The 24,704-nt window shown below is 62.8% G+C and carries 20 protein-coding genes, 1 tRNA gene and 1 riboswitch; of the genes, 14 read left to right on the forward strand and 7 right to left on the reverse strand.

The window, feature by feature from the left end:
- Positions 1–38: 38 nt before the first annotated feature.
- The 3 genes from ACTV8E_RS16460 to ACTV8E_RS16470 are packed head-to-tail and all read right to left on the reverse strand — an operon-like array spanning position 39 to position 2,942.
- Positions 39–917: a metal ABC transporter ATPase gene (locus tag ACTV8E_RS16460; protein ID WP_443200212.1), complete on the reverse strand. Its 879-nt coding sequence runs from the start codon at positions 915–917 to the stop codon at positions 39–41.
- 40 nt (positions 918–957) lie between these two features.
- Positions 958–1,770 (reverse strand): aldo/keto reductase, encoded by an 813-nt coding sequence (locus ACTV8E_RS16465; RefSeq protein ID WP_251837423.1) that lies wholly within the window; start codon positions 1,768–1,770, stop codon positions 958–960.
- Positions 1,767–2,942: an FAD-dependent oxidoreductase gene (locus tag ACTV8E_RS16470; RefSeq protein ID WP_443200213.1), complete on the reverse strand. Its 1,176-nt coding sequence runs from the start codon at positions 2,940–2,942 to the stop codon at positions 1,767–1,769. The genes ACTV8E_RS16465 and ACTV8E_RS16470 overlap by 4 nt, the downstream gene beginning before the upstream one ends.
- A 207-nt stretch (positions 2,943–3,149) precedes the next feature.
- On the opposite strand from ACTV8E_RS16470, the gene waaA reads away from it, so the two are divergent.
- Entirely contained in the window at positions 3,150–4,433 is a 1,284-nt protein-coding gene (gene waaA, locus ACTV8E_RS16475; RefSeq protein WP_443200214.1) for a lipid IV(A) 3-deoxy-D-manno-octulosonic acid transferase, read from the forward strand.
- A 200-nt stretch (positions 4,434–4,633) separates the two neighbouring features.
- Here the strand turns inward: waaA and ACTV8E_RS16480 are convergent, their stop codons facing one another.
- On the reverse strand, positions 4,634–6,085 hold the full coding sequence (locus ACTV8E_RS16480) for a TolC family outer membrane protein (protein ID WP_443200215.1): 1,452 nt from the start codon (positions 6,083–6,085) through the stop codon (positions 4,634–4,636).
- 155 nt (positions 6,086–6,240) lie between these two features.
- Positions 6,241–6,347, forward strand: a riboswitch (TPP riboswitch).
- 100 nt (positions 6,348–6,447) lie between these two features.
- Here ACTV8E_RS16480 and thiC point away from each other — a divergent pair.
- The 3 genes from thiC to ACTV8E_RS16495 all read left to right on the forward strand — a co-directional run bounded on the left by thiC (position 6,448) and on the right by ACTV8E_RS16495 (position 9,906).
- Positions 6,448–8,328: a phosphomethylpyrimidine synthase ThiC gene (gene thiC / locus ACTV8E_RS16485; RefSeq protein WP_251837427.1), complete on the forward strand. Its 1,881-nt coding sequence runs from the start codon at positions 6,448–6,450 to the stop codon at positions 8,326–8,328.
- A gap of 85 nt (positions 8,329–8,413) precedes the next feature.
- Complete coding sequence (cytX, locus tag ACTV8E_RS16490) at positions 8,414–9,703, forward strand: putative hydroxymethylpyrimidine transporter CytX (protein ID WP_443200216.1); 1,290 nt, start codon at positions 8,414–8,416, stop codon at positions 9,701–9,703.
- Positions 9,704–9,831: 128 nt separating this feature from the next.
- Positions 9,832–9,906, forward strand: a tRNA-Thr gene (locus ACTV8E_RS16495).
- 145 nt (positions 9,907–10,051) lie between these two features.
- On the opposite strand, the gene ACTV8E_RS16500 is transcribed toward ACTV8E_RS16495, so the two are convergent.
- On the reverse strand, positions 10,052–10,783 hold the full coding sequence (locus ACTV8E_RS16500; protein WP_443200217.1) for an RsiV family protein: 732 nt from the start codon (positions 10,781–10,783) through the stop codon (positions 10,052–10,054).
- Between the two features lie 199 nt (positions 10,784–10,982).
- Between ACTV8E_RS16500 and ACTV8E_RS16505 the strand changes: the two genes are divergently transcribed.
- From ACTV8E_RS16505 to ACTV8E_RS16545, 9 genes are all read left to right on the forward strand, one after another.
- On the forward strand, positions 10,983–11,600 hold the full coding sequence (locus tag ACTV8E_RS16505) for an NUDIX domain-containing protein (protein WP_443200218.1): 618 nt from the start codon (positions 10,983–10,985) through the stop codon (positions 11,598–11,600).
- On the forward strand, positions 11,591–12,043 hold the full coding sequence (locus tag ACTV8E_RS16510; protein WP_251837431.1) for a DUF1249 domain-containing protein: 453 nt from the start codon (positions 11,591–11,593) through the stop codon (positions 12,041–12,043). The genes ACTV8E_RS16505 and ACTV8E_RS16510 overlap by 10 nt, the downstream gene beginning before the upstream one ends.
- Before the next feature lie 126 nt (positions 12,044–12,169).
- Entirely contained in the window at positions 12,170–12,985 is an 816-nt protein-coding gene (gene cpdA, locus ACTV8E_RS16515) for a 3',5'-cyclic-AMP phosphodiesterase (RefSeq protein WP_443200219.1), read from the forward strand.
- Positions 12,986–13,106: 121 nt separating this feature from the next.
- The gene (locus tag ACTV8E_RS16520) at positions 13,107–13,724 is read left to right on the forward strand and encodes a YqiA/YcfP family alpha/beta fold hydrolase (protein WP_251837433.1); all 618 of its coding nucleotides are present in this window, start codon (positions 13,107–13,109) and stop codon (positions 13,722–13,724) included.
- Between the two features lie 15 nt (positions 13,725–13,739).
- Positions 13,740–15,629: a DNA topoisomerase IV subunit B gene (gene parE / locus ACTV8E_RS16525; protein ID WP_251837434.1), complete on the forward strand. Its 1,890-nt coding sequence runs from the start codon at positions 13,740–13,742 to the stop codon at positions 15,627–15,629.
- The gene (locus tag ACTV8E_RS16530; RefSeq protein ID WP_443200220.1) at positions 15,626–16,639 is read left to right on the forward strand and encodes an esterase-like activity of phytase family protein; all 1,014 of its coding nucleotides are present in this window, start codon (positions 15,626–15,628) and stop codon (positions 16,637–16,639) included. The genes parE and ACTV8E_RS16530 overlap by 4 nt, the downstream gene beginning before the upstream one ends.
- A complete protein-coding gene (locus tag ACTV8E_RS16535) occupies positions 16,636–17,157 on the forward strand; it encodes a retropepsin-like aspartic protease family protein (RefSeq protein WP_251837436.1) in 522 nt (173 codons plus the stop codon). Before ACTV8E_RS16530 ends, ACTV8E_RS16535 begins: the two co-directional genes overlap by 4 nt.
- Positions 17,158–17,164: 7 nt before the next feature.
- Positions 17,165–19,423 (forward strand): DNA topoisomerase IV subunit A, encoded by a 2,259-nt coding sequence (parC, locus tag ACTV8E_RS16540; protein ID WP_443200221.1) that lies wholly within the window; start codon positions 17,165–17,167, stop codon positions 19,421–19,423.
- 154 nt (positions 19,424–19,577) lie between these two features.
- Positions 19,578–20,285 carry a PqiC family protein gene (locus tag ACTV8E_RS16545; RefSeq protein ID WP_443200222.1) on the forward strand — a complete coding sequence of 236 codons (708 nt, stop codon included), beginning with the start codon at positions 19,578–19,580 and terminating at the stop codon, positions 20,283–20,285.
- A 242-nt stretch (positions 20,286–20,527) separates the two neighbouring features.
- On the opposite strand, the gene ACTV8E_RS16550 is transcribed toward ACTV8E_RS16545, so the two are convergent.
- Complete coding sequence (locus ACTV8E_RS16550) at positions 20,528–22,060, reverse strand: AhpA/YtjB family protein (RefSeq protein WP_443200223.1); 1,533 nt, start codon at positions 22,058–22,060, stop codon at positions 20,528–20,530.
- 222 nt (positions 22,061–22,282) lie between these two features.
- On the opposite strand from ACTV8E_RS16550, the gene serB reads away from it, so the two are divergent.
- Positions 22,283–23,497, forward strand: coding sequence for a phosphoserine phosphatase SerB (gene serB / locus ACTV8E_RS16555; RefSeq protein WP_251837440.1), 1,215 nt, complete (start codon positions 22,283–22,285; stop codon positions 23,495–23,497).
- Positions 23,498–23,599: 102 nt separating this feature from the next.
- Here serB and ACTV8E_RS16560 read toward each other — a convergent pair whose 3' ends face one another.
- Positions 23,600–24,676 carry an NAD(P)-dependent alcohol dehydrogenase gene (locus tag ACTV8E_RS16560; protein WP_443200224.1) on the reverse strand — a complete coding sequence of 359 codons (1,077 nt, stop codon included), beginning with the start codon at positions 24,674–24,676 and terminating at the stop codon, positions 23,600–23,602.
- Positions 24,677–24,704: the final 28 nt, after the last annotated feature.

A 24,704-nucleotide genomic window follows, 5' to 3' on the forward strand; every position in this document is an offset into this window, starting at 1 on the left:
AAGTTGGTAACTAGCGGGGAGGCGCATAACCTTACCCGCTAAGCTGTTCCCCCATTCGCCAACCAATCCCCCCAGGCAATACGCTCCTCACGCACCAGCCAGCCTTCACGCGGGGCGAAGCTTTCAGCCAGCCATATATCTTGGGTGTCGGCCGGCTGCAGCCGGCCATGGCGCAAGGTATACAGTTCGCCCTCGGCGCGGTTCTGCTGCACCGGCATCAGGAACAGGTCGGGCTGCTCGCGGTTGAGCCGAGCCACCAAGTGACCATCTTCCAGGCATTCATCGACGTGAAGAAAGCTCGGTTTCTGGCACTCGGCCGGTAATTCCAGGCGCAAGTCGTAGACCAGTTGCAACGAAGCGGTGGGCGTATGTACGTACGCATGGGGGCGCTCGGTCAGGCGCAGAGCGCCATAGTGGATTGGGTAGGGCGCGCCGATGTTGGAGGTCAGCCGGAAATGGCTGGCTTGCCGGTAGCGTAGGGCCGCCTGGTAGGGCGTGGGCAGCCAGATATCAGCGAAGCGTCCTGCGAGCCAACCGTCGGCATGCTCAATTAGGCATTCCTCGGCCACTTCCTGAACGGCGGTGAGCAACGGCAGGCCGAGTTCCTGAGCCGGCACGTAGCCGGAAATCAATTTGAGTACCACGTCGCCGCGATCCTGGCGCTGCTGGCGAACCAGCAGCCAGTAATCGCGCCCTTGCCACTCCAGCGTCAGGCGCACCGAAACGCCGAGATTGGCCAGTCGCACGGAAAACCGCTGTGGATCGGTGATTTCCACTGGGCGGCGGCGCGCCAGCATCTGGCTGAAGTTCAGCGGCTCGCCCAGGCTTTGGTAACTCAGCGTGTCTGGGTTGGCCTCTACATGCAGGGGCAAGGTTTTGAAGTCGCTGGGTAGCTTTTCGAGCAGTGTTTGCGGCATAGGCCTTCTCCTTCCTGGAGTGCGCAGGCCGTTCAGCGACCTAGCGGAGTTGACGGATAACGGTCGCAGCCATCGCGACGTTGTGGGCCAGGTGGACAGGGTTGATGGTGCCGACGATCGCGCTGCACACGCCAGGATGACTGAACAGCAGCTCGAAGCTGGCACGCACCGGGTCAATGCCCGATGCCAGGCACACATGGCCGCTGGCCAGGGCTTTCTTGATCAGAATGCCTTTGGTGTGTCTGGCAGCGTAGTCGAGCACCGGTTTTTCGGCCTGCTCATTGAGGTTGTAGGTGACCATCGCGCAGTCGCCTTGTTCGAGCGCAAGTAAGCCACCCTCGACGGTCTTGCCGGACAAGCCGTAGGCGCCGATCTTTCCTTCTTCCTTGAGTGCGGCCAGGGTTTCGTAGATGCCGGTCTCGCGCAGGATGGCCAGATCATTGCCATCGGAATGCACCAGCACCAGGTCGATCCGGTCGGTTTCCAGGCGCTTGAGGCTGCGTTCCACCGAGAAGCGTGTATGCGCAGAAGAGAAGTCATGGCGCGACTGGCCGTTCTCGAACTCCTCGCCCACCTTGCTGACGATTACCCAGTCGTTGCGTTGTCCGCGTAGCAACGGGCCGAGGCGTTCTTCGCTGGTGCCGTAAGCCGGTGCGGTGTCGATCAGGTTAATGCCCAGTTCACGCGCCTGGTTAAGCAGTTGGCGCGCCTCGAAGTCGTCGGGGATGCGAAAACCGTTGGGGTATTTCACCCCTTGGTCGCGCCCGAACTTGACGGTGCCCAAGCCGAGCGGTGAGACCGTCAGGCCGGTGCTGCCCAGAGGGCGATGCAAGTCGTGCAAGGTCTTGATCATGGCAGGAGCTCCTCCCAAACCGGTTTGGCCACGGCCGGGCGCGGCAATAAGGGCAGGGCGGGGTGTTGGCTTGGCTGGATGCCGTCGCGCGCAAGGGCGGCGAATACCCGGTCGGCGAAGTCTGGCGCCAGCGCCAGCTTGGTCGGCCAGCCAACCAGCAGGCGGCCCTGGTCCGTGAGAAAGGCATTGTCCGGACGCACCAGGCCAGACTGCGCCGGTTCGGCGCGCGAGACGCGCAAGGTTGCCCAGCGTGTTTGGCTCTGGTCGACCCAGGGCAGCAGCGCGGCGACTTCCTCCTGTGCGGCGCAAATCTGCGCCGCTTCATCGCGGGCCACGCCATCGGCTTCGGCCAAGTCGCCGCCCAGATACCAGACCCATTGGCCATCGGCGGCCGGATGAGTGGTGATGGTCACGCGCGGCTTGGGCCCACCGCCCAGGCAATGGGCATACAACGGCTTCAGTGCCGGGCCCTTGGCGATCACCATGTGCAGCGGGCGCAGTTGTTGAGTCGGTTGGCTCTGGCCGAAGGCTCTGAGCAATTCGGCGTTGCCCTGGCCGGCACTGAGCACGATGCGCTGGGCGCGGATCTCGCGACCATCGACGCGCACGCCGACCAGCTCATCGGCCTCATAAAGCGGCTCAAGGGTTTCGCCGGCCAACAGGCCGTCGCCGGCCAGTGCGGCGAGGCGGGTGATCAGGCTGGGCACATCGAGCACCAGCTCGGCCAAGCGGTAGACCTTGCCCTTAAACTTCGGATGTTGCAGCGCCGGAGGCAATTGCTCGCCCTTGACCGCATCGACCCGGCCACGCATCGCCTTGCTGGCGAAAAAACTGGTCAGGTTGCCGGCCAAGGTACCGGGTGACCACAGGTAATGGGCATCGGACAGCAGCCGCACGCCCGACAGGTCCAGTTCACCGCGGCCTGCCAGTGCCTCACGCCAGCGGGTGGGCATCTCGGCGATGGCTTCGGACGAGCCGGTCAGCGCGCCATGCAGGGCGTATTTGGCGCCGCCATGAATGATGCCCTGGGATTTCACGCTCTGCCCGCCGCCGAGCCGGTCGTTTTCAACCAGCACAGTGGCGTAACCGGCGTTGCGCAGGCGGGCATTGAGCCACAGGCCGGCGACGCCGCCGCCGAGAATGAGAACATCGGTGCTCAGGGCTTGGGACATGACGCGAAGGCTCACTGAAAAAACAGACGCGCAGTATAACCCGCCGGCGTCAGCCGCCGGATGATGATCAAAAAGCCCGGTGGCAAGCGACACGGTCGGTCTTACGCAGCTACGACATCGGCTGCGCGTGTGCCAAAAAATTCGCTCCGCTCAATCCAGCGATACGGCAATACAGCAAGACGACAACAATCTGTAAACTCCGCCGCCATGAATCGATTCCTATATTCCCTGCTGTTTCATCTGGGCCTGCCACTGGTGGGCCTGCGTCTGTTGTGGCGTGCCTGGAAGGCGCCGGCCTATGCGCGGCGCATTGGCGAACGCTTTGCCCTTGGTCTGCCGCCGCTCAAGCCCGGCGGCATCTGGGTACATGCGGTGTCGGTGGGCGAGAGCATCGCCGCCGCGCCGATGATTCGTGCATTGATGGCGCGTCATCCGGAACTACCGATCACCGTGACCTGCATGACGCCCACCGGCTCAGAGCGCATCCAGACGATGTTCAGCGCCGAGATCAGCGACGGCCGTGTGCAGCACTGCTACTTGCCTTACGACCTGCCTTGGGCAGCGGCGCGTTTTCTCAACCGTACGCAGCCGCAGCTGGCGGTGGTGATGGAAACCGAGCTGTGGCCCAACCATATCCATCAGTGCGCCACGCGGGGTATTCCCGTGGTGCTGGCCAATGCTCGCTTGTCCGAGCGCTCGGCGCGCGGTTATGCACGGTTCGCCAAGCTGACCGGGCCGATGCTGGCCGAACTCAGCTGGATCGCGGTGCAGACTGAGGCCGAAGCCGAGCGCTTTCGCCAGTTGGGTGCGCGTCCGGAGTGCGTGGCAGTGACCGGCTCCATCAAGTTCGATTTGACCATCGACCCGGAATTACCACGCCGCGCTGCAGCCTTGCGCGAACAGTGGGAGGCAAGCGAGCGTCCGGTGTGGATAGCCGCCAGCACCCATGCCGGCGAGGATGAGATCGTCCTCGACGCGCACCGGCAGTTGCTGGGCACGCATCCCGATGCACTGCTGATCCTGGTGCCGCGTCATCCCGAGCGCTTCAACGCCGTGTTCGAGCTGTGCCGCCAGCAGAGCTTTACCACCTGCCGCCGCACGACGGACGAGCCGGTGACGGCGGAGCATCAAGTGTTGCTTGGCGACACCATGGGCGAATTATTGTTTCTCTATGCCCTGGGCGACAGCGCCTTCGTCGGCGGCAGCCTGGTGCCCAACGGCGGGCACAACCTGCTGGAGCCGGCGGCGCTGGGCAAGCCCGTGCTCAGTGGCCCGCATCTGTTCAATTTCCTGGAGATTGCCGCCCAGTTGCGCGACGCGGGGGCATTGTGCGAAGTGACCGATGCCGCCGCGTTGGCCGGGCAGCTTGCGCTGCTCTGGGAGCAGCCAGAAGATGCGCGTCGCATGCACGACGCCGGGTTGGCAGTGCTCGCCGCCAACCAGGGCGCACTGCGGCGATTGCTGAATGGGTTGGATCGCTTGATGGTGTAACTGGACAGGCTCCGCCAATCGAGGCGGAGCGGTAGGCGGGAGAGTTGAAGCCGACCAAGTAACCCAGAGGCGGAATTTTGTTCGGGGTGGGCTGCCCGGATAACTCCGCTGTTCCTACCGCACACACTGCAACGGGCGAGGCCACCCTACAACATCGCCCTTGCTACCGCAGGGAGCGAGACCGTGGTGGATCGGCGGGATTAAAACTCCGGCCCGCGCAGGCTGCGTTCGGCGGCGTTGGCCAGGTCCGGCGGCAGGAAGTCGCGGTCCGGGTTGTAGTCGGGTTTGAGGTAGGCGGACAGCGCCTGCAAGTCGGCAGGGCTGAGGGTGCCGGCGACCTGTTTGAGGCGCAAGTTGTCGAGGATGTAGTCGTAGCGGGCGTTGTTGTAATCACGCACCGTGGCATACAGCAGGCGCTGGGCATCCAGCACGTCGACGATGTTGCGGGTGCCGACCTGATAGCCAATCTCGGTGGCTTCCAATGCACTCTGGCTAGAAATGATCGTCTGCCGGCGCGCCTGCACCTGCTCGACATCGGTATTCACCGCACGGAAGAGATTACGGGTGTTCTGCACCACTTGCCGGCGCAGGCTTTCACGCTGCTGCTCGGTTTGCGTCAGCAGTTGGTAGGCTTCGCGCGACTGGGCCGTGGTCAGCCCGCCGCTGAACAGCGGGATGGTCAGTTGCAGACCGATGCTGCTTTGCGAGGCATCGCCGGTGTAGCGCGTAAAGACGCTAGGCGCATCCGTGACATTGCTGAGGCCCAGGCCATCGTTGTCGCCTTGCTGATACTGGGCCACCGCATCGAGAGTCGGGGCGTGGCCGGCGCGGCGCTGGCGCAGGGTTTCCTCGGCGGCTTGCAGGGCGAATTCACTGGCCTGCAGGTTGAGGTTCTGCCGTGCGGCGGTGTCCACCCAGCTACTGGCGTCGCCAGGAGTCGGCGGCAGCACCGGCAAGCTGTGGCGAATGCCTTCCACGCTGCGGTATTCGCGGTGGGTCAGGGTTGCCAGGTTCTCGAAGGCGTCATCTACCAAGCGTTGTGCGCTCAATCGCGCCGCGCGGGAGGAGTCGTAGCCGGCCTGGGCCTGGAGCACATCGGTGCGGTCGGACAGGCCGACATCGAAGCGCTCGTTGGCTTGATCCAGTTGGCGCTTGAAGGCTGCTTCCTCGGCCTTGGTGGCGGCCAGATTGTCCTGGGCGCGCAGCACCGAAAAATACGCTTCGGCGCTTTGCAGGATCAAGTTCTGCTCGGTGGCGGAAAACTCCAGCGCGGCCTGTTCGCCGATGGCCTTGGCGGCCTGCAGCTGGAACCAGCGATCGGCGCGAAATAGCGGTTGGCTGAGGCTGGCCTGGTAGACCAGGGCACTGCGTGATAATGACTGATTGCCTAGATTCGTATCCACATCGATGTCGATATCGTTGATCGATGCGCCGGCCGAGAGTTGCGGCAGCAATCCGGCGCGGGCCTGCGGGGCCAGTTCCTGGCGGGCCAGGTATTGGGCGCGGGCGGCGGCCAGGTCGGCGTTGTTGGCGGCCGCTTCCTGATAGACGCCCATGAGATCGTTGCGCAGCGGCGGCGAGGCCGGCTGAGCGTGCACCCATCCCAGGGTGGCGGCAGAAATGGCAAGGGCCAGCGTGAGTCTGCGCAGCATGATCGTTCCTGATGGCTGTCTTGTTTGATCGAGCAAGGCTACGAGCGTGCTCGGGGCGGGTCAAGGCGGCAATGTACAGGTGGTGATCCGGTTGTCTGCGGGACCATCCTGGGCGAGCCAGTTGGTGTTTCCCGTCCGGCTTGATTAGACTGCCCGGGTTCTTGTCGGGGTGCCCAGAAGCATGGGCTGAGATCGGAAAGTTCCGGATCCCGTTGAACCTGATCAGGTTAAGGCCTGCGTAGGGAACAAGATGTGCTCGCCTATTCTGCGGCGAGTCTCTCGGCGCCACGTCCGGCGCACCCCCAAGCTCCTTTCCCAGCGTATGTTCAGGTTCGCTCCGACAACTATCCAGGAGCAGTCTGATGCGTGCAGAACAACAACTTCTCAGTGAATCCGCCCAGGTCGACCAACAGTCCATCCAGCCTTTTCCGCGTTCGCAAAAAATTTATGTGCAGGGCTCGCGTCCGGATATTCGCGTGCCGATGCGCGAGATCAGTCTGGACATCACGCCCACGGCGTTCGGTGGTGAAGTGAATGCGCCGGTGACCGTCTATGACACCTCGGGCCCCTACACCGACCCTGAGGTGAGCATCGACGTGCGCAAGGGCTTGGCTGATGTGCGCAGCGCCTGGATCGAAGACCGTGGTGACACCGAGAAGCTGCCGGGACTGACCTCCGAGTTTGGCCAGCGCCGCCTGAACGACGCCGAGTTGAGCGCCATGCGCTTTGCCCATCTGCGCAATCCGCGCCGTGCCAAGTCCGGGCGCAACGTGACGCAGATGCACTATGCCCGGCAGGGCATCATCACGCCGGAAATGGAATTCGTCGCCATTCGCGAAAACATGAAGCTGGCCGAGGCTCGCGAAGCCGGGCTGCTTAACGAGCAGCATCCCGGACAGAGCTTTGGCGCCTCGATCCCCAAGGAAATCACCCCGGAGTTCGTGCGTTCCGAGATCGCTCGCGGCCGGGCGATCCTCCCCGCCAACATCAACCACGTGGAGCTGGAGCCGATGATCATCGGCCGCAACTTCCTGGTGAAAATCAACGGCAACATCGGCAACTCGGCGCTGGGATCGAGCATCGAGGAAGAAGTCGCCAAGCTGACCTGGGGCATCCGCTGGGGCTCGGACACGGTCATGGACCTGTCCACCGGCAAACACATCCACGAAACCCGCGAGTGGATCATCCGCAACTCGCCGGTGCCGATCGGCACCGTGCCGATCTACCAGGCGCTGGAAAAGGTTAACGGCGTGGCCGAGGACCTGACCTGGGAGCTGTTCCGTGACACGCTGATCGAGCAGGCCGAACAGGGTGTGGACTATTTCACCATCCATGCCGGCGTACTGCTGCGCTATGTGCCACTGACCGCCAAGCGTGTGACCGGCATCGTTTCCCGTGGCGGTTCGATCATGGCCAAGTGGTGCCTGGCACACCACAAAGAGAACTTCCTCTATACGCACTTCGACGACATCTGCGAAATCATGAAGGCCTACGACGTGTCCTTCAGCCTCGGCGACGGCTTGCGCCCGGGCTCGATTGCCGATGCCAACGACGCGGCGCAATTCGGCGAGCTGGAAACCCTCGGCGAGTTGACCAAGATCGCCTGGAAGCACGATGTGCAGTGCATGATCGAAGGTCCCGGCCACGTGCCCATGCACCTGATCAAAGAGAACATGGACAAGCAGCTGGAGTGTTGCGACGAGGCGCCGTTTTACACCCTCGGCCCGCTGACCACCGACATCGCGCCGGGCTACGACCACATCACCAGCGGCATAGGCGCGGCGATGATCGGCTGGTTCGGCTGCGCCATGCTCTGCTACGTCACGCCCAAGGAACACCTCGGCCTGCCCAACAAGGATGACGTGAAGACCGGGATTATCACCTACAAGATCGCCGCCCATGCCGCTGACCTTGCCAAGGGCCATCCCGGCGCGCAGATTCGCGACAACGCGCTCTCCAAGGCACGCTTCGAATTCCGTTGGGAAGACCAGTTCAACCTGGGCCTGGACCCGGACACCGCGCGTGCGTTCCACGATGAAACCCTGCCGAAAGACTCGGCCAAGGTCGCGCATTTCTGCTCCATGTGCGGGCCGAAGTTCTGCTCGATGAAGATCACCCAGGAAGTGCGTGAATACGCCGCCGAACATGGTCTCACCGACGAACAGAAGGCTATCGAAGCCGGCTTCGCCGAGCAGTCCGAGCGCTTCAAGAACGAAGGATCGTTGATTTACAAACAGGTTTGATTCGAGCTGTCGACCGTCGCGTGAATCGCTCCCATGGGAGCGGTTCACGCCGCTCTCTTTCTTTCAATCGCTGTCGAGATTTTCCGTGCAACGTCCAAATTATTCTCCCTTCCAGGCCGTTCCCCAGGCGCAGCGCGTATTGGGTGCCCGCGACCTGTTTACTTTGTGGTTTTCTCTTGGCGTCGGGCTGATGGTGTTGCAGCTCGGCGCTCTGCTGGCGCCGGGACTCGGCATGTCCGGTGCGCTGCTGGCCATCCTTGCCGGCACTGCGGTGGGCGTGTTGCTGCTCGGTGCGGTGGCGGTGATCGGCAGCGACACCGGCTTGTCGAGCATGGCCGCGCTCAAGCTCAGCCTCGGCAGTCGGGGTGCGGCGTTGCCGGCACTGCTCAACCTGCTGCAACTGGTCGGGTGGGGCGCCTTCGAGATCATCGTCATGCGCGATGCCGCCAGCCTGCTGGCCGGCAAAACCTTCGGCTCGGACAGTGCCTGGACCAGTCCGTTGCTGTGGACGATGTGTTTCGGCGTGCTGGCAACCTGTTTGGCAGTGGCCGGTCCGCTGACGTTCGTGCGCCGCGTGCTGCGCAAATGGGGCATCTGGCTGCTGCTGGGCGCCTGCCTGTGGCTGACCTGGAATCTGCTGAGCAAGGCCGATATGGCCGCACTTTGGGCGCGTCGCGGCGATGGCTCGCTGCCCTTTGCCCTGGGGTTCGATATCGCTATCGCCATGCCGCTGTCCTGGCTGCCACTGATCGCCGACTATTCGCGTTTTGGCAAAAGCGCGCGACGTGTGTTCGGCGGTACGACGCTGGGCTTCTTTTTTGGCAACGTCTGGCTGATGAGCCTGGGCGTTGCCTATACCCTGGCCTTCGCTGACAGCGGCGAGGTCAATGCGCTCCTGCTGGCCCTGGCCGGTGCCGGGCTGGGTATTCCGTTGTTGCTGATCTTGCTCGATGAAACCGAGAACGCCTTCGCCGATATCCATTCGGCGGCTGTGTCGATCGGCATCCTGCTGCCGCTGCGAGTGGAGTGGCTGGCCGTGACGATCGGCCTGCTGTGCACCCTGATCGCCGTCTTCGCGCCGTTGGCCGAATACCAGAATTTCCTGTTGCTGATCGGTTCGGTATTTGCCCCGCTGTTCGGTGTGGTACTGGTCGATCATTTCATCTTGCGCCGACGCGGCGCTAAAGCGGCACCGGCAACAGGCCTGCGCTGGGATACATTGCTGGCGTGGGCGTGCGGCGTGGTGCTGTACCACCTGCTCAGTCATTTTACCCCGCAGATTGGCGCCAGCCTGCCGGCGCTGCTGCTGGCCGGCGGCCTGCAGTGGGGGCTGGGTCAGGGGCGGCAGTGGTTGGCGGTAGGTGAGGGCCGCTAAGAAAAAAGTCTGCGGAGCGTGCTTGCTCATGCAAGCCGCTTCCCCGCAGAACGCGTGGTTTTCTTGTAAGTGCTTCATTTAGCTCTCGATTTTTTTCGAGAGTGTGTTTAGAATGCCCGCGCTCCAAGGCCCATGTAGCTCAGCGGTAGAGCACTCCCTTGGTAAGGGAGAGGTCGGCGGTTCAAGTCCGCCCATGGGCTCCATTCTTTTGCCGCACGTCTTCGTTGTTGAAGACCCTTGGCCGGCACGGCGCCAGTTCGCCTTCTGACCCTTATATTTTTTCGCTCAGGCCACCGCCATCAGGCACGCCGGGTGTCGGCCGTGCGCCTGATGAAGCATTCGCCGCGATTACAAATATTCCGGCTTCAGAATGCCATCGAGCTGCTGCTTGGAAATGCTCAGTTCCGGGTGGCCGCTGGCATAGGGCGCAATGCTGTACACATCGTATTTGAGCAGGATCCGGTCCTTAAGCAGGGCGATGTTGCGGGTGCGTTCGAATTTCCAGAAATCCAGGAACTCTGGGTCGTTGCTGTGGCCTTTCTCCTTGAGCCACCGTTGATGCGCCTGGGCAGCCAGCTTCCAGAACGAGGCCTCCTGGCCAGGTAGGAGTAGCTCCTTGAGTTCAAGTTCGCGTTTTTGCTGGCGGTCATAATTGATGAAACCGCGTCCCGGCATGCCGTGGGCACCGCCGGTATACAGGTAGCTGGACAGCTCGATGACGATGCGTCCGTTGTGCTGCTCGAGAAGCTTGGCCTGTAGATAGGTGTTTTCATCGGGTTGGGCGGCGCGAAAGTAGTCGCGTTCATAGTCGGGAAACGAGCTAGGCATGGGGGCGTCGGGCTCGAAGCGGGTCATGTTCAGCAGGCGCTGCTCAATAAGTTGGTTGAGGGCGGGTTCGCTCGGGAAGTACAACGTATCGACATTCACAAAGGGACAGCTTTTGCCCGTGCAGCCGGGTTGATGATGCTCCCAGGCATGGCGTTGGTAAGAGACAGGTGAATCGCTGCCCAACGGCAAAAACTGGCACGCGCTGAGCAGGGCGAGGCTGGCGAGGACAAGCAATTTTGGGAGGCTTGGCATGGTTCGTCGGGCCTTTTGAAGAGTTGGAATAGGGCACCAGGCTGGCGGGATTGCCGACCAATGGTGACTAGATTGGCATGCGTACCCGCTGCCGGAAAGTGGCTGCAGGCGATGAATTGGCGCGCTAGGATGCACTGACAGTAGCGGTATCTGTTGGCTCATCGTCAGCAGAGCTTGAAGACCATAGGATGATCCGGGGATGAGTAAGTTTTTCAAGGCCGACGCGGATGCGGTGGATATTGTCCGTCGCGAGAACTGCTTCACAGGCTTTTATCGGCTTGACCGTCTGCACCTGCGTCATCGGCAGTTCTCGGGCGAGATGGGGCCGCAGATCAGTCGCGAACTGTTTGTGCGTCACGATGCGGTCTGCGTGCTGCCCTACGATCCGCAGCGCGACGAAGTGGTATTGATCGAACAGTTTCGCATTGGTGCACTGGGCAAGCGTGACAATCCCTGGCTGCTGGAGTTGGTGGCCGGGTTGATCGACACGGATGAAGCGCCGGAGCAGGTTGCGCGGCGTGAGGCTGTCGAGGAGGCGGGGCTGACCTTGGGCGTTCTGTGGCCGATCACGGACTATTTCCCCTCGCCGGGCGGCTCGGATGAGCGCGTCCACTTGTATCTCGCTCGTTGCGACAGCAGTGCTGCTGGGGGTGTGCATGGCCTGGCCGAGGAGGGTGAGGACATTCGTGTACATGTGCTGAGTTTCGGGGCGGCACTGCAGGCGCTCAAGAAAGGGTATATCGACAATGCCGCCAGCATCATTGCCTTGCAATGGCTGGCGCTCAATCGCGACGAGGTACGAAACCTGTGGGGGTGAAGTTGTTGCGCGAGCGCTATCGGGTCGATCTGGCCGATCTGCAAGCCACCTGTGAGGCCAACTACGCGCGGCTGATGCGCCTGTTGCCGGATATGCGTGGCTCCTGTGCCGGGCGGCGGGTTGCAATCAGTCAGGGCGAACGGCTGCTCGGTGTGCTGGCGCTGGATGTGCTGGAGAGCTGCCCATACACCACTACGCTGCGGGTTCGCCAGGAACACGACCTGGCCTGGCTGCCGTCGCCGCCGCTGGAGGTGCGTGTCTACCACGATGCGCGCATGGCCGAAGTGATCGGCGCTCAGCAGGCGCGGCGCTTCCTGGGACGCTATCCCTATCCCAATGCCGCCATGTACCAGCCTGACGAGAAGAGTCAGCTCAATCTGTTTCTCGGCGAATGGCTGAGCCACGGCCTGGCCTGTGGGCATGAGCTCGAATCGGTACTTTGAAAAAGTTCCCGATGCTCTTAAGACTTTGGTTGGTGGCTGTCTCAAATGTGAGCTGGGTCCGTTTTTCGGGTTTGCGGCGTCCTGGGATAAATAGATAATTCGCGCCCCTGAATGGAGAGCCCGACGTTGCCGAGCCCGCCTGCTTCCTCCCCGGATACTTCAGTACTGGTTGTTCAAATAACCGATAGCCATTTGTTTGCCGATGCCGACAGCAAATTGCTGGGTATGAATACCGCTGACAGCTTGCAGCGCGTTATCGACCGGTTGCTTACGGAGCAGCCACGTATCGACTTGATGCTGGCGACAGGCGATCTGTCCCAAGATGGCACGATCGAGTCCTACCAGCGTTTTCTGAACATGACCGCGCGCATTCCCGCTCCGGCGCGTTGGCTGCCGGGCAATCATGACGAATACCTGGCGATGAATCAGTTCAGCGCCGGCACCGACCGGCTCAAGCCAGTGGTCGACGTGGGCGGCTGGCGCATCATCCTCTTGAACACCGCAGTGCCCGGAAATGTGTACGGCTTTCTTGCCGAGGATCAATTGCGTCTGCTGCAAAATGCCTTGCAGCAAGCGCCGCAGCGTCCCTCCCTCATCTGTCTGCACCACCATCCGGTGTCCATTGGATGTGCCTGGATGGAGCCCATCGGGCTGCGCAATGCCGCGGAGATCTTTGCCGTGACGGACCGCTACCCGCAGGTGCGCGGCATCCTCTGGGGGCATGTACACCAGGAATTCGATCAGATGCGCAACGGCGTTCGGCTGCTCGCCACACCTTCGACATGCGTGCAGTTCATGCCGGGCAGCGAGGATTTCCAGGCCGACAAGGAAGCGCCCGGTTATCGCTGGTTGCGGCTGTACGCCGAGGGACGCCTGGAGACCGGGGTGTCGCGCGTGGCTGACATTGATTTCGAAATCGACTACAGCTGCGAAGGGTATTGAAGGCAAACAGGGTATGGACATTCGCACGCCGCAAGTCAGCGCATGCGCTCTAACTTGCAGCCTGCAACCTTGAGCTTGTAGCCTTCCGTTCCTTAGTAGTCTCTCTGCCTGTCGAGTGCGCATGTCCAGCGATCCGCCTTCCATTCTCTATCTGCACGGTTTTAACAGCTCGCCCGAGTCGCGCAAGGCGCAGCAGTTGATGCGTGCCTGCGCGCGCCTGGGGGCGAGTGAGCGGTTGCATGTGCCGGCGCTGCACCATCATCCGCGCCAAGCGATCGCCCAATGCGAGGCGGCGATCGCCGAGCTGGGCCGGCCTTTGCTGGTCGGCAGCTCGCTGGGCGGCTACTATGCGACGTTTCTCGCGGAGCGCCACGGCCTTAAGGCACTGCTGATCAACCCGGCAGTGCGCCCCCATGCGATGTTCGACGGCTACCTCGGCCCGCAGCAGAACCTGTACAGCGGCGAGACCTGGCAACTGACCGAAGACCATGTTCAGGCGCTTGCTGAGCTGGACGTGCCACCGCCCAGTGATGGCGCGCGCTATCAGGTCTGGCTGCAAACGGGCGACGAAACCCTCGATTATCGTCAGGCCGAAACCTTCTACCGGGCCTGTGCGTTGCGCATCCAGGCGGGCGGCGACCATGGATTTCAGGGCTTTGCCCAGTGCCTGCCCGCATTGTTCGCGTTTGCCGCCTGGGATCCGAACCTGTGGCGCGAGTGCGATTTTTCCGATCTTTGACCAGCAAGTGAGCCCATGGCCAGTTACAACGCCGATGCCATTGAAGTCCTGTCCGGCCTCGATCCGGTGCGCAAGCGCCCAGGCATGTACACCGACACCACCCGTCCCAATCACTTGGCCCAGGAAGTCATCGACAACAGCGTCGACGAAGCACTGGCCGGGCATGCCAAGAGCGTGCTGGTGATCCTGCATGCCGACAACTCGTTGGAAGTGCAGGACGATGGCCGGGGCATGCCGGTGGATATCCACCCCGAGGAAGGCGTGCCAGGGATCGAGCTGATCCTGACCAAGCTGCACGCCGGCGGCAAGTTTTCCAACAAGAACTACCAGTTTTCCGGCGGCTTGCACGGCGTGGGGATCTCGGTGGTGAACGCGCTGTCCTCCCGACTGGAGGTCAAGGTCAAGCGTGATGGCAATGAGTACTGCATGGCCTTTGCCGACGGCCACAAGGCCAGCGAGCTGGAAATCATCGGCACGGTGGGCAAGCGCAACACCGGCACCAGCGTGCGCTTCTGGCCGGATGGGAAGTATTTCGATACGTCGAAATTCTCCATCAGTCGTCTCAAGCACGTGCTCAAGGCCAAGGCGGTGCTTTGCCCTGGCCTGACGGTCATCTTCGACGACCGCGGCAACAATGAAAAAGTCGAGTGGTTCTACGAAGACGGCTTGCGCTCCTACCTGGTGGATGCGGTCAGCGAGTTCGCTCGCCTCCCCGATGAACCCTTTACTGGCGAGCTGGCCGGTACCCGGGAGGCCGTGGACTGGGCACTGCTGTGGCTGCCTGAAGGCGGCGACAGCGTGCAGGAAAGCTACGTCAACCTGATTCCCACCTCCCAGGGCGGCACCCACGTCAACGGCCTGCGTCAGGGCCTGCTGGACGCCATGCGCGAGTTCTGTGAATTCCGCAATCTGCTGCCGCGCGGCGTCAAACTGGCCCCCGAGGACATCTGGGAACGTATCGCCTTCGTGCTGTCGATGAAGATGCAGGAGCCGCAATTTTCGGGGCAAACCAAGGAGCGTCTGTCCTCTCGCGAAGCGGCGGCGTTCGTGTCCGGGGTGGTCAAGGACTCCTTCAGCCTGTGGCTCAACGCCAATAACGAACTGGGCCTGCAACTGGCCGAACTGGCCATCAACAATGCCGGTCGCCGCCTCAAGGCCAGCAAGAAGGTCGAGCGCAAGAAAGTCACTCAGGGACCGGCGTTGCCGGGCAAGCTGGCCGACTGCGCCGGGCAGGACCCGCGCCGCGCCGAGCTGTTTCTGGTGGAGGGCGACTCCGCTGGCGGCAGCGCCAAGCAGGCACGTGACAAGGAATTCCAGGCCATCCTGCCGCTGCGCGGCAAGATCCTCAATACCTGGGAAGTGGACGGCGGTGAAGTGCTGGCCAGCCAGGAAGTGCACAACATTGCCGTGGCCGTGGGACTGGATCCGGGCTCGGACGACTTGTCGCAGCTGCGCTATGGCAAGGTGTGCATCCTGGCCGATGCCGACTCCGATGGTTTGCACATCGCCACCTTACTGTGCGCCTTGTTCGTCCAGCATTTCCGCCCGCTGGTGGAGGCTGGCCACGTCTACGTGGCAATGCCGCCGCTGTACCGCATCGACTTGGGCAAGGACATCTTCTATGCCTTGGACGAGGCCGAGCGCGACGGCATCCTTGAACGGCTGGTCGCCGAAAAACGCCGCGGCAAGCCGCAGGTCACGCGCTTCAAGGGTCTGGGCGAAATGAACCCACCGCAGCTGCGCGAAACCACCATGGATCCCAATACCCGACGCCTGGTGCAACTGACCCTCGATGATTTTGCCGGCACCAGTGAAATCATGGACATGCTGCTGGCCAAGAAGCGTGCCGGCGACCGCAAGAGCTGGCTGGAGGCCAAGGGTAACCTGGCCGAGGTCGTGGCTTGATTCGCGCTTGGAGTGCCGTGTTCTGCCTGTTGTTCGCTGTCCCGCTGTGGGCTGAACCCGAGCAGTCAGCGAAGCCGCCGGAGCCGCTGGAACAGCTGCGCCTGCGCGCCGAGCATGTTATCGACGGCGTGCCGGAGGGCAATCTGTCGGGGCTGGCCTGGTGCGGCAATGGCTTATGGACTGTCTCCGACCGGGTTGATGATCGCTTGTACCGTCTGGTGCCAGGCGAGCCGGCGTGGCAGGTGGAAGAGGAGCGTTTCGTCGCGCCGCCGCCGCCACCATCGGGGTTACCTTGGGGCGTGCGCCGGGGCAACCAACTGATCGGCCTGTTGCGTGGCGGTGCGCTGGATTTCGAAGGGCTGAGTTGCGATGCCCGGGGCAATCGTTACCTGGTCAGCGAAACACAGCTGGGCGTGTTGCTGATACCCCCCGCCGGCATGCCGCGCTGGTTGAGCCTGCCGCCCGGCCTGGTGCGTCAGGCTCGGGCCTCCGGCATGCTGCTGCGTTACAACGCCCTGTATGAAGGCATCGCGGTCGACCCGGTCTCTTCGCGGTTATGGCTGGCCGTGGAGCGCGAGCGGCGCGGCTTGCTGGTCTTGCATCGCCAGCAGACCGGCTGGCAGTGCAATGGCGGCTGTGTCTTGTTGGCCGAGAGCGGTGTCGCAGCGCCGCCGGTGCAAAGCGGGCTGACCCAGCCGCAACCGCTGGACTTCAGCGACCTGGCGTTCTATCAGGAGCGGCTGTATACCCTTGAACGCATGGCTCATCAGATCTGCCGGCGGTCATTGAAAACCGGTCAGGCCGAGCGCTGCTGGTCGTTTGCCGAGGAGGGACTGAGCGAGGCGCGACGCTACGATACGCCCGTTGGCGTTGCCGAAGGGCTGTGGCTGGATGGCGAAAACGCTTGGGTGATGCTTGATAACGGACGGCAGCCCCGCGGTGATGGCGAGCGCCGGCCGATTCTCTGGCAATTTGCCGCGCCCGCCGATGGCTGGAGCGCGGCCCCATGAGTCGCCCGCCAGGTCAGCGTCTGGGCCGTATCATGCTGATACTGGCCTGGGCCGCCGCGCTGTTTCTGGCCACGCATTTTTTCGGTCGCTGGGAAGAGTCCCGTGAAAACCCGAACCCGGCGCCGGCCTCGCTGCATACGCAGAATTACATCGAAGTGCGCTTGGCCGGGGACGGTCGCGGGCATTTTGTCGCCGGCGGACAGATCAATGGCACGCCCGTACGTTTCCTGCTGGATACCGGCGCCACCGATGTGGCGGTGCCCGAGCAGCTGGTCGAACGCCTTGGCCTGGAGCGTGGCGTGGAAATCACCCTGTTGACCGCCAATGGCCGCACAACGGGTTACCGCACCTATCTGGCGCACCTGCAACTGGGCGATATTGTGCTGCGCGACGTGCGCGCGCTGATCGCGCCGGGCATGGGCAACGACCAGGTGCTGCTGGGCATGAGCGCCCTGCGTCAACTGGAATTCACTCAGCGCGACGGCACTCTGGTGCTGCGCCAATACATCGAACCATAGAGGCACCATGAGCGAAACCCTCGACCTCAGCCTGGATGGCGTGGAGCGCCGCTCCCTCGCCGAGTTCACCGAACAGGCTTATCTGAACTATTCCATGTACGTGATCATGGACCGTGCACTGCCCCATATTGGCGACGGTCTGAAGCCTGTGCAGCGCCGTATCGTCTACGCGATGAGCGAGCTGGGCCTGAGTGCCGATTCCAAGCATAAGAAATCGGCGCGCACTGTCGGCGACGTGCTTGGCAAGTTCCACCCCCACGGCGACTCAGCCTGCTACGAAGCCATGGTGCTGATGGCCCAGCCGTTCAGTTACCGCTACACACTGGTGGACGGCCAAGGCAACTGGGGCGCGCCGGACGATCCCAAATCGTTCGCCGCCATGCGCTACACCGAAGCGCGTCTGTCGCGCTACTCCGAAGTGCTGCTGACCGAGCTCGGGCAGGGCACGGTGGACTGGGTGCCGAACTTCGACGGCACCCTGGACGAGCCGGCCACCCTGCCGGCGCGTCTGCCCAACCTGCTGCTCAACGGTACCACTGGCATCGCCGTGGGTATGGCCACCGATGTGCCGCCACATAACCTGCGCGAAGTCGCCACGGCCTGCGTGCGTCTACTGGACGAACCCAAGGCCAGCGTCGAACAGCTGTGCGAACATATCCAGGGGCCGGACTATCCCACCGAAGCGGAGATCATCACGCCGCGCGCCGATCTGTTGAAGCTTTACGAAACTGGCCGTGGCTCGGTGCGCATGCGCGCGGTGTATAAGGTTGAGGATGGCGACGTCGTGGTCACCGCCCTGCCTCATCAGGTATCCGGTGCCAAGGTGCTGGAGCAGATTGCCGCGCAGATGCAGGCCAAGAAACTGCCGATGGTGGCCGACCTGCGCGACGAATCGGATCATGAGAATCCCTGCCGCATCGTCATCATTCCGCGGTCCAATCGCGTCGATACCGCCGAGCTGATGCGTCACCTGTTCGCCACCACGGACCTGGAATCCAGTTACCGGGTGAACATGAACGTGATCGGTCTGGACGGCAAACCGCAGGTGAAGAACCTGCGCACGCTGCTCAGCGAATGGCTGACCTACCGCATCGGCACCGTACGCCGTCGGCTGGAGTTCCGCCTGGACAAGGTCGAGAAACGCCTGCACTTGCTGGAAGGCTTGCTGGTGGCGTTCCTCAACCTGGATGAAGTCATCGAGATCATCCGCAGCGAAGACCAGCCCAAGCCGGTGCTGATGGCACGCTTTGGCCTGTCCGATCTGCAGACCGACTACATCCTTGACACGCGCCTGCGTCAGTTGGCACGTCTGGAAGAGATGAAGATCCGTGGCGAGCAGGATGAGCTGGCCAAAGAACGCGACCAGTTGCTGGCGCTGCTGGGCAGCGAAGCCAAGCTGAAGAAGCTGGTGCGCAAGGAATTGATCGCCGATGCCGAAACCTATGGCGATGCGCGCCGCTCGCCAATTATCGAGCGTGCCGAGGCCAAGGCCCTCAGCGAAACCGAGCTGTTGCCCACCGAGCCGGTTACCGTGGTGCTCTCCGAAATGGGCTGGGTGCGCTGCGCCAAGGGCCACGACATCGACGCCACGGGGCTTTCCTACCGCTCGGGCGATGGTTTCAAAGCCGCTGCGCTGGGACGCTCGAACCAGTTTGCGGTGTTCATCGACTCCACAGGGCGCAGCTACTCGTTGGCCGCCCATTCACTGCCCTCGGCGCGTGGCCAGGGCGAGCCGCTCAGCGGCCGCCTGACACCCCCGCCGGGCGTCAGTTTCGAATGCCTGCTGATGCCCGAGGACGATGCGCTGTACGTGATCGCCTCGGACGCCGGGTATGGCTTCGTCGTCAAGGGCGAGGACCTGCAGGCCAAGAACAAGGCGGGCAAGGCGCTGTTGACCCTGCCGGCCGGCGCCCAGGTGATAGCACCGCAACCTCTGGCCAGCCGCGAAAACGACTGGCTGGCGGCAGTGACGACCGAAGGTCGCCTGTTGGTCTTCAAATGCGCCGACCTGCCACAGCTGGGCAAAGGCAAGGGCAACAAGATCATCGGCATTCCCAGTGATCGCGTGGCCAGCCGCGAGGAATACCTGACCGGTTTGGCGGTGCTGCCCGACGGTGCGGCATTGGTCCTGCAGGCTGGTAAACGCACCCTCACCCTCAGGGCCGAAGACCTTGAACATTACCGGGGCGAACGTGGCCGGCGAGGAAACAAATTGCCGCGAGGATTCCAGCGCGTCGATGCGCTTCAGGTGGAATTTGCCGGCTAGTGCTGGGAGAATACCGCGCATACCAGTCGGACAATCCTGCAGGTCAGGGTTGTCCGAAAAAAAGAAAGTTACCGGGACGTACCGCGCTTCACCGTCCACGCCCCGGAGCAAACTGCCAACCTGGACCGTAGTCTGCGGTCCGTCCGGGTGAACTATGAAACTAAAGCGTTTTTCCGCGCTGCTCTTGATGGTGGGTGCGTTAGGTGTCGCAGGCTGTATCACCAAGCTGCCGACTGCGCTTTACCAGCTGGACAGTGGCAGCCCGACGGTGTCCGAAAAATCTTCTGGCCTGGCGGTTCTTCTGCAGCGAATCGACATTGCCGATTACCTGGGCGATGCAACTCTGATGCAACGCCAGCCCGACGGTAGCCTGGTCGCCGATCAGGATGCGCGCTGGGCGGGCAACCTGGCTGACAACATCAACAATGTCATGCTGCGTCGTCTGTCCTGGCGATTGGACGATCAGCGGCTGACGTTGGCGCCTGCCCCGGGGCTCAACCCGGACATCCAGGTACATGTCAGCATCGACCGTCTCGATTCAGGCCCGTTGAAACCGGCCGTGCTGGAAGCACAGTGGCGCCTGCTGGATCGCAAGGGACAGCTGCTGAGCAGTCGCTTGATACGGCTGGAAGAGTCGCATCTGGGCAACGTCGCCGATCAGGTACGTGCCCAGAGCGAAGTGTTGCAGCAGTTGGCCGAGCAATTGGCTGGCGATATCCAGCCCCTGGCGCGGCAGATTGCTGCGGCGCGCAAGAGCGAGGCCGCCAAGGCAGCGCGTGCCGCCCAGTCGACGGCCGAGCCGGCGCCCAAGATTCCGGTGGCCGAGCCGGTGCGCGCCGATGTCGAGGTTTATCGGTTCTGAGGCGGTATTTTAAAAAGCACAGAACATAAAACCGGCGCAAGCCGGTTTTTTTATGCCCGCGTAGAAGGGGCGTCGAAGCGCCGCCTCCTCGTAGGCCAGTCTCGGCCGTTGGGTGAGGAGATGGAAGTGCGGCGCTCGCGGTAGCCCGCCGTGTTCCGCTATCCGGTATACATTGAGCGACGCCTGCCTTACATAGCGCAACGTCACGTAGGGCAGCGCCGCGCACGCTTCGAGGAAAACGTTTAATGCGGCAGACGTTGCGAGCGGAGCTCGCGCAGACGGCTCAGTTGCCGCTCGAGCAGTGCGGGATAGGGCGGTAGCAGGCTTTCCACACAGTAGGCGCCGCTGGGAGTGGGAATGGCGCGCAGGCGAGCACGGCTGCGGATGTGGGGATCGACGCCGATGCGCGCATCCACCAGCAGCAGGTTACGGCTGTGCTGGGACAGGTCCAGCGCGGCGAGCACGACATCGCTGAGCAACAACTCGCCTTGGCTGACGGTTTCCGGCACTTCGCCGTGAGTCAGGCCCAACTGCAGTTGCAGGCTGATACCGCTGTCCGCCACCTCAATCTGCAAGGCGTGACCCAGCGCGCGCAGCAATTCGCCACAGCACAGCGCGTGGCCCAGGTAGTCGTCGCTGCTGTGCTGGTGAAACACCAGCAGGCTGCTGCCATCGTTGAGGGTATGCAGTTGGCTGGCATACAGCTTGCTGGTCTGGTCCAGGCAGTCGCGGTAGCGTTCCAGAATATCCAGCAGGCGTGGGCGTGGCAGGTTGCGCAACTGTGCTTGGCTGCCGATCTGGATGGCAAGGACCACGCAGGTACTGGTCTGGGCTGCGACGGACGAGGACGGCGACTGCGGCAGGGTCAACGGCAGGTCATCGAAGTCGCCCTGCACGTCGGTGAAGGGGTCGTCTTCGTCCAGGCTGTGTGCCACGCCGCGGTTATGAGTCGACGTGGTGACGGGCTCAGGAGCGGGCGGGCGCTCGGCCGCAGCCGTTGTCGTGGTTTCGGCGTCGAATTCGCCGGTATCGAGGTCGGCGAAAAACGCTTCGTCGGGCTCTCCTGCCGGCAGGGAAGTCGGGGCAATAGGGGCCAGGAGATCTTGCAGTTGGCGCGCCAGGGTGCCGATCTCATCCTGACGCTCGCTGCCGGGCGCCAGCCCTTCCGGTTCGTGCAGCCAGTCGCCCAGTTCTTCCAGCGGCGTGGCGAGGGTGCGGCCCAGGCGTTGCGACCACCAGAGCGTCAGGGCCAGCAGGATGAGGCTGAGCAACGCCATGCTTTGCAGACTGATACTCATGGGTTGCTGAAAGCGGCGCATGTCGAGACTGATGCGCAACTGCCCCGCGATCACTTCCTGAAACGTAATGGGCGTGGCAAACAGACCGTCGCTTTCGCCGAGCAATCCTGCCTTGGGCCTGACTCCAGCCTCGGCGAGGATGCGATTGTCGATGCTGTACACGGCGGCATGGGCCACCAGCGGATTCTTCACCAGATTATTAAGCAGCACGTTGAGGCTGAGAATGTCGTTGGTCACCAGCAGGTTGGTGGCCGAGGCTGCGGTCTGGGTAATCAGGCTCTGGCCGACCACTTCAGCCTGTTGCTGCATGACCTGCTTGAGCTGGGAGCCGATCACCCAGCCGTAGACGAGCAGCACCAGCACCACCAGCGTCAGGCAATGGCTGGCCAGCCGCAGGGGGAGCGGCAGACGTCGTCCACGCAAGGCTTTGTAGAAAAGAAGGAAAAAATTATCGGGTTTGATGGCGGGCCGCTTCACGCGCACGGTTCTTCTCTGAGAAGGTCGCGGGAGTATACGTAACGCATGGAGCAAGCCGAAAGCGTTAAGGGATGAAATGTTTTAGGGCAAAAAGCCATCATTTGTGCGGTGGTTCACAGATTTTTCGCTTCGATAAAGACTGGCAGCGCAGGGCTAGCAGAGAGGTGCGGGCGTATGCGCTTGGGGTAGAATGCGGCCCTTCTTTGACATGGGAGCTGCGCCTTGCGCGAAATCGTCCTGATCAATATCACCGGAGAAGATCGTCCGGGGTTGACCGCTGCCATTACCGGGGTGCTGGCCCAGGGCGGCGTGAACATTCTCGACATCGGACAGGCGGTGATCCACGACACCTTGTCGTTCGGCATCCTGGTGGATATTCCCGACAACGAACGCGCCTCCTCGGTCCTCAAGGAGGTGCTGTTCACCGCTTACAAGCTGGACCAGCAGGTGCGCTTCACGCCGGTGTCCGAAGCGGACTACCAGCAATGGGTCGGCGGCCAGGGCAAGTCCCGGCACATCGTGACCCTGCTCACCCGGCAGGTAACCGCCGAACAACTGCAGCGTGTCAGCTCGATCACCGCCAAGTACGGCCTGAACATCGATCATATCGACCGGCTTTCCGGGCGGATGCCGTTGGACATGCCGGTGGAGCAGGGCAAGGGCTGCATCGAGTTTTCGGTGCGCGGCGAGCCGGCTGATGTGGACGCCCTGCGCGCCGAGTTCCTGAGCGTGGCCCAGGAGCTGAACGTTGACATCGCCTTCCAGCGCGACTCGGTGTTTCGCCGCAACCGCCGCCTGGCGGTGTTCGACATGGACTCCACACTGATCGAGGCGGAAGTCATTGACGAGTTGGCCAAGGCGGCCGGGGTGGGCGATCAGGTGGTGGAAATCACCGAACGGGCGATGCGCGGCGAGCTGGATTTCCGCGCCAGCTTCACCGAACGCCTGGCGCTGCTCAAGGGCCTGCCGGAAAGCGCCTTGATCGAGGTGGGCGCCAGCCTGCGCCTGACCGAAGGCGCCGAGCTGCTGTTCAGCGAGCTCAAGCGTCTGGGCTACAAGACCGCGATTCTCTCTGGCGGCTTCAGCTACTTTGCCAAACAACTGCAGGCTCGCCTGGGCATCGACTACGTGTTTGCCAACGAACTGGAAATCGTCGACGGCAAGCTCACCGGCGTTGCGATCGAGCCGATCGTCGATGCCCAGCGCAAGGCCGACCTGTTGCGCCAGCTGGCCGAGAAGGAAGGTCTGCGCCTGGAACAGACCATCGCCGTGGGCGACGGCGCCAACGACCTGCCCATGCTCGGTCTGGCGGGCCTGGGTGTGGCTTTTCGCGCCAAACCGTTGGTCAAGCAGTCGGCCAAGCAGGCGATCTCCACACTTGGCCTGGACGGCATTCTCTATCTGCTCGGCTTTCGCGAGCGCGACGGGCAGGAATAAGAGCCGCTTCACGCGTCGAGCTTCGAGAAAAGCAAAGCCCTGGGCCGCTGCCGGCCCAGGGCTTTTTACTTGCCGCTTGAAGCCAGTGGCTTGTAGCCGCCGTCAGGGCTTGATGGCCACTTTCAATACGCCATCGCGCTGGTGGCCGAACAGGTCATAGGCGGCTTCGATGTCGTCCAGCGCGAAGTGATGGGTGACCAGGGCGCCGAAGTCGGCGCGGCCCGAGGCGACCACGTTGAGCAGTCGGCGCATGCGCTCCTTGCCGCCTGGGCACAGGGAGGTGACGAGGGTATGGTCGCCCAGGCCGGCATGAAAAGCGCCCAGGGGAATGCTCAGATCCTGGGAATAAACGCCCAGGCTGGACAAGGTGCCGCCGGGCTTGAGCACGCGCAGGGCCTGCTCGAAGGTAAGCTGGGTGCCCAGCGCCTCAATGGCCGCATCCACGCCGCGCCCGCCAGTAAGCTTGAGAATCTCGTCCACCACGTCGACATTCTTAAAGTTCAGCGTCACGTCGGCGCCCATCTGCCGGGCAATCTCCAGACGCGAATCCACACCGTCCACCGCAATGATGCAGCTGGCGCCACGTAGCTTGGCGCCGGCGGTGGCGCACAGGCCGATCGGCCCTTGGGCGAAAATCACCACGATGTCGCCGATCTTGATGTTGGCGCGTTCCGCGCCGGCAAAACCGGTGGACATGATGTCCGGGCACATCAGCACCTGCTCGTCACTCAGGGCGTCCGGCACGGGGGCCAGGTTGGCCTGGGCGTCCGGAACCAGGACGTATTCGGCCTGAGTGCCGTCGAGAGTATTGCCGAAGCGCCAGCCACCCATCGGTTTGTAGCCGTGGCAGCCGCAAGCGCCGCCGTCCTGGGAGGGTGCGCCATCCTGGCAGGCATAGGAGGTGAAACTGGGACAGATGGCCCCGGCGATCACCCGCTGGCCTTCCTGATAGCCTTTCACATTGCTGCCGAACTTCTCGATGATGCCCACCGGCTCATGGCCGATGGTCAGGCCGCGCTCGACCGGGTATTCGCCCTTGAGGATGTGGATGTCGGTGCCGCAGATGGTCGTGGTGGTGATGCGCAGCAAGGCATCGTTGGGGCCGACCTCGGGGATGGGTTTGTCCTGCAGTTCGATCCGTCCGGGCTCGACGAATACCGCCGCCTTCATCATGGTCATGGTGCGTGCTCCTGACATGAGGGTGTCA

Source organism: Pseudomonas sp. B392_1p (genome assembly GCF_052245235.1).
Taxonomy (GTDB): Bacteria; Pseudomonadota; Gammaproteobacteria; order Pseudomonadales; family Pseudomonadaceae; genus Serpens; species Serpens gallinarum.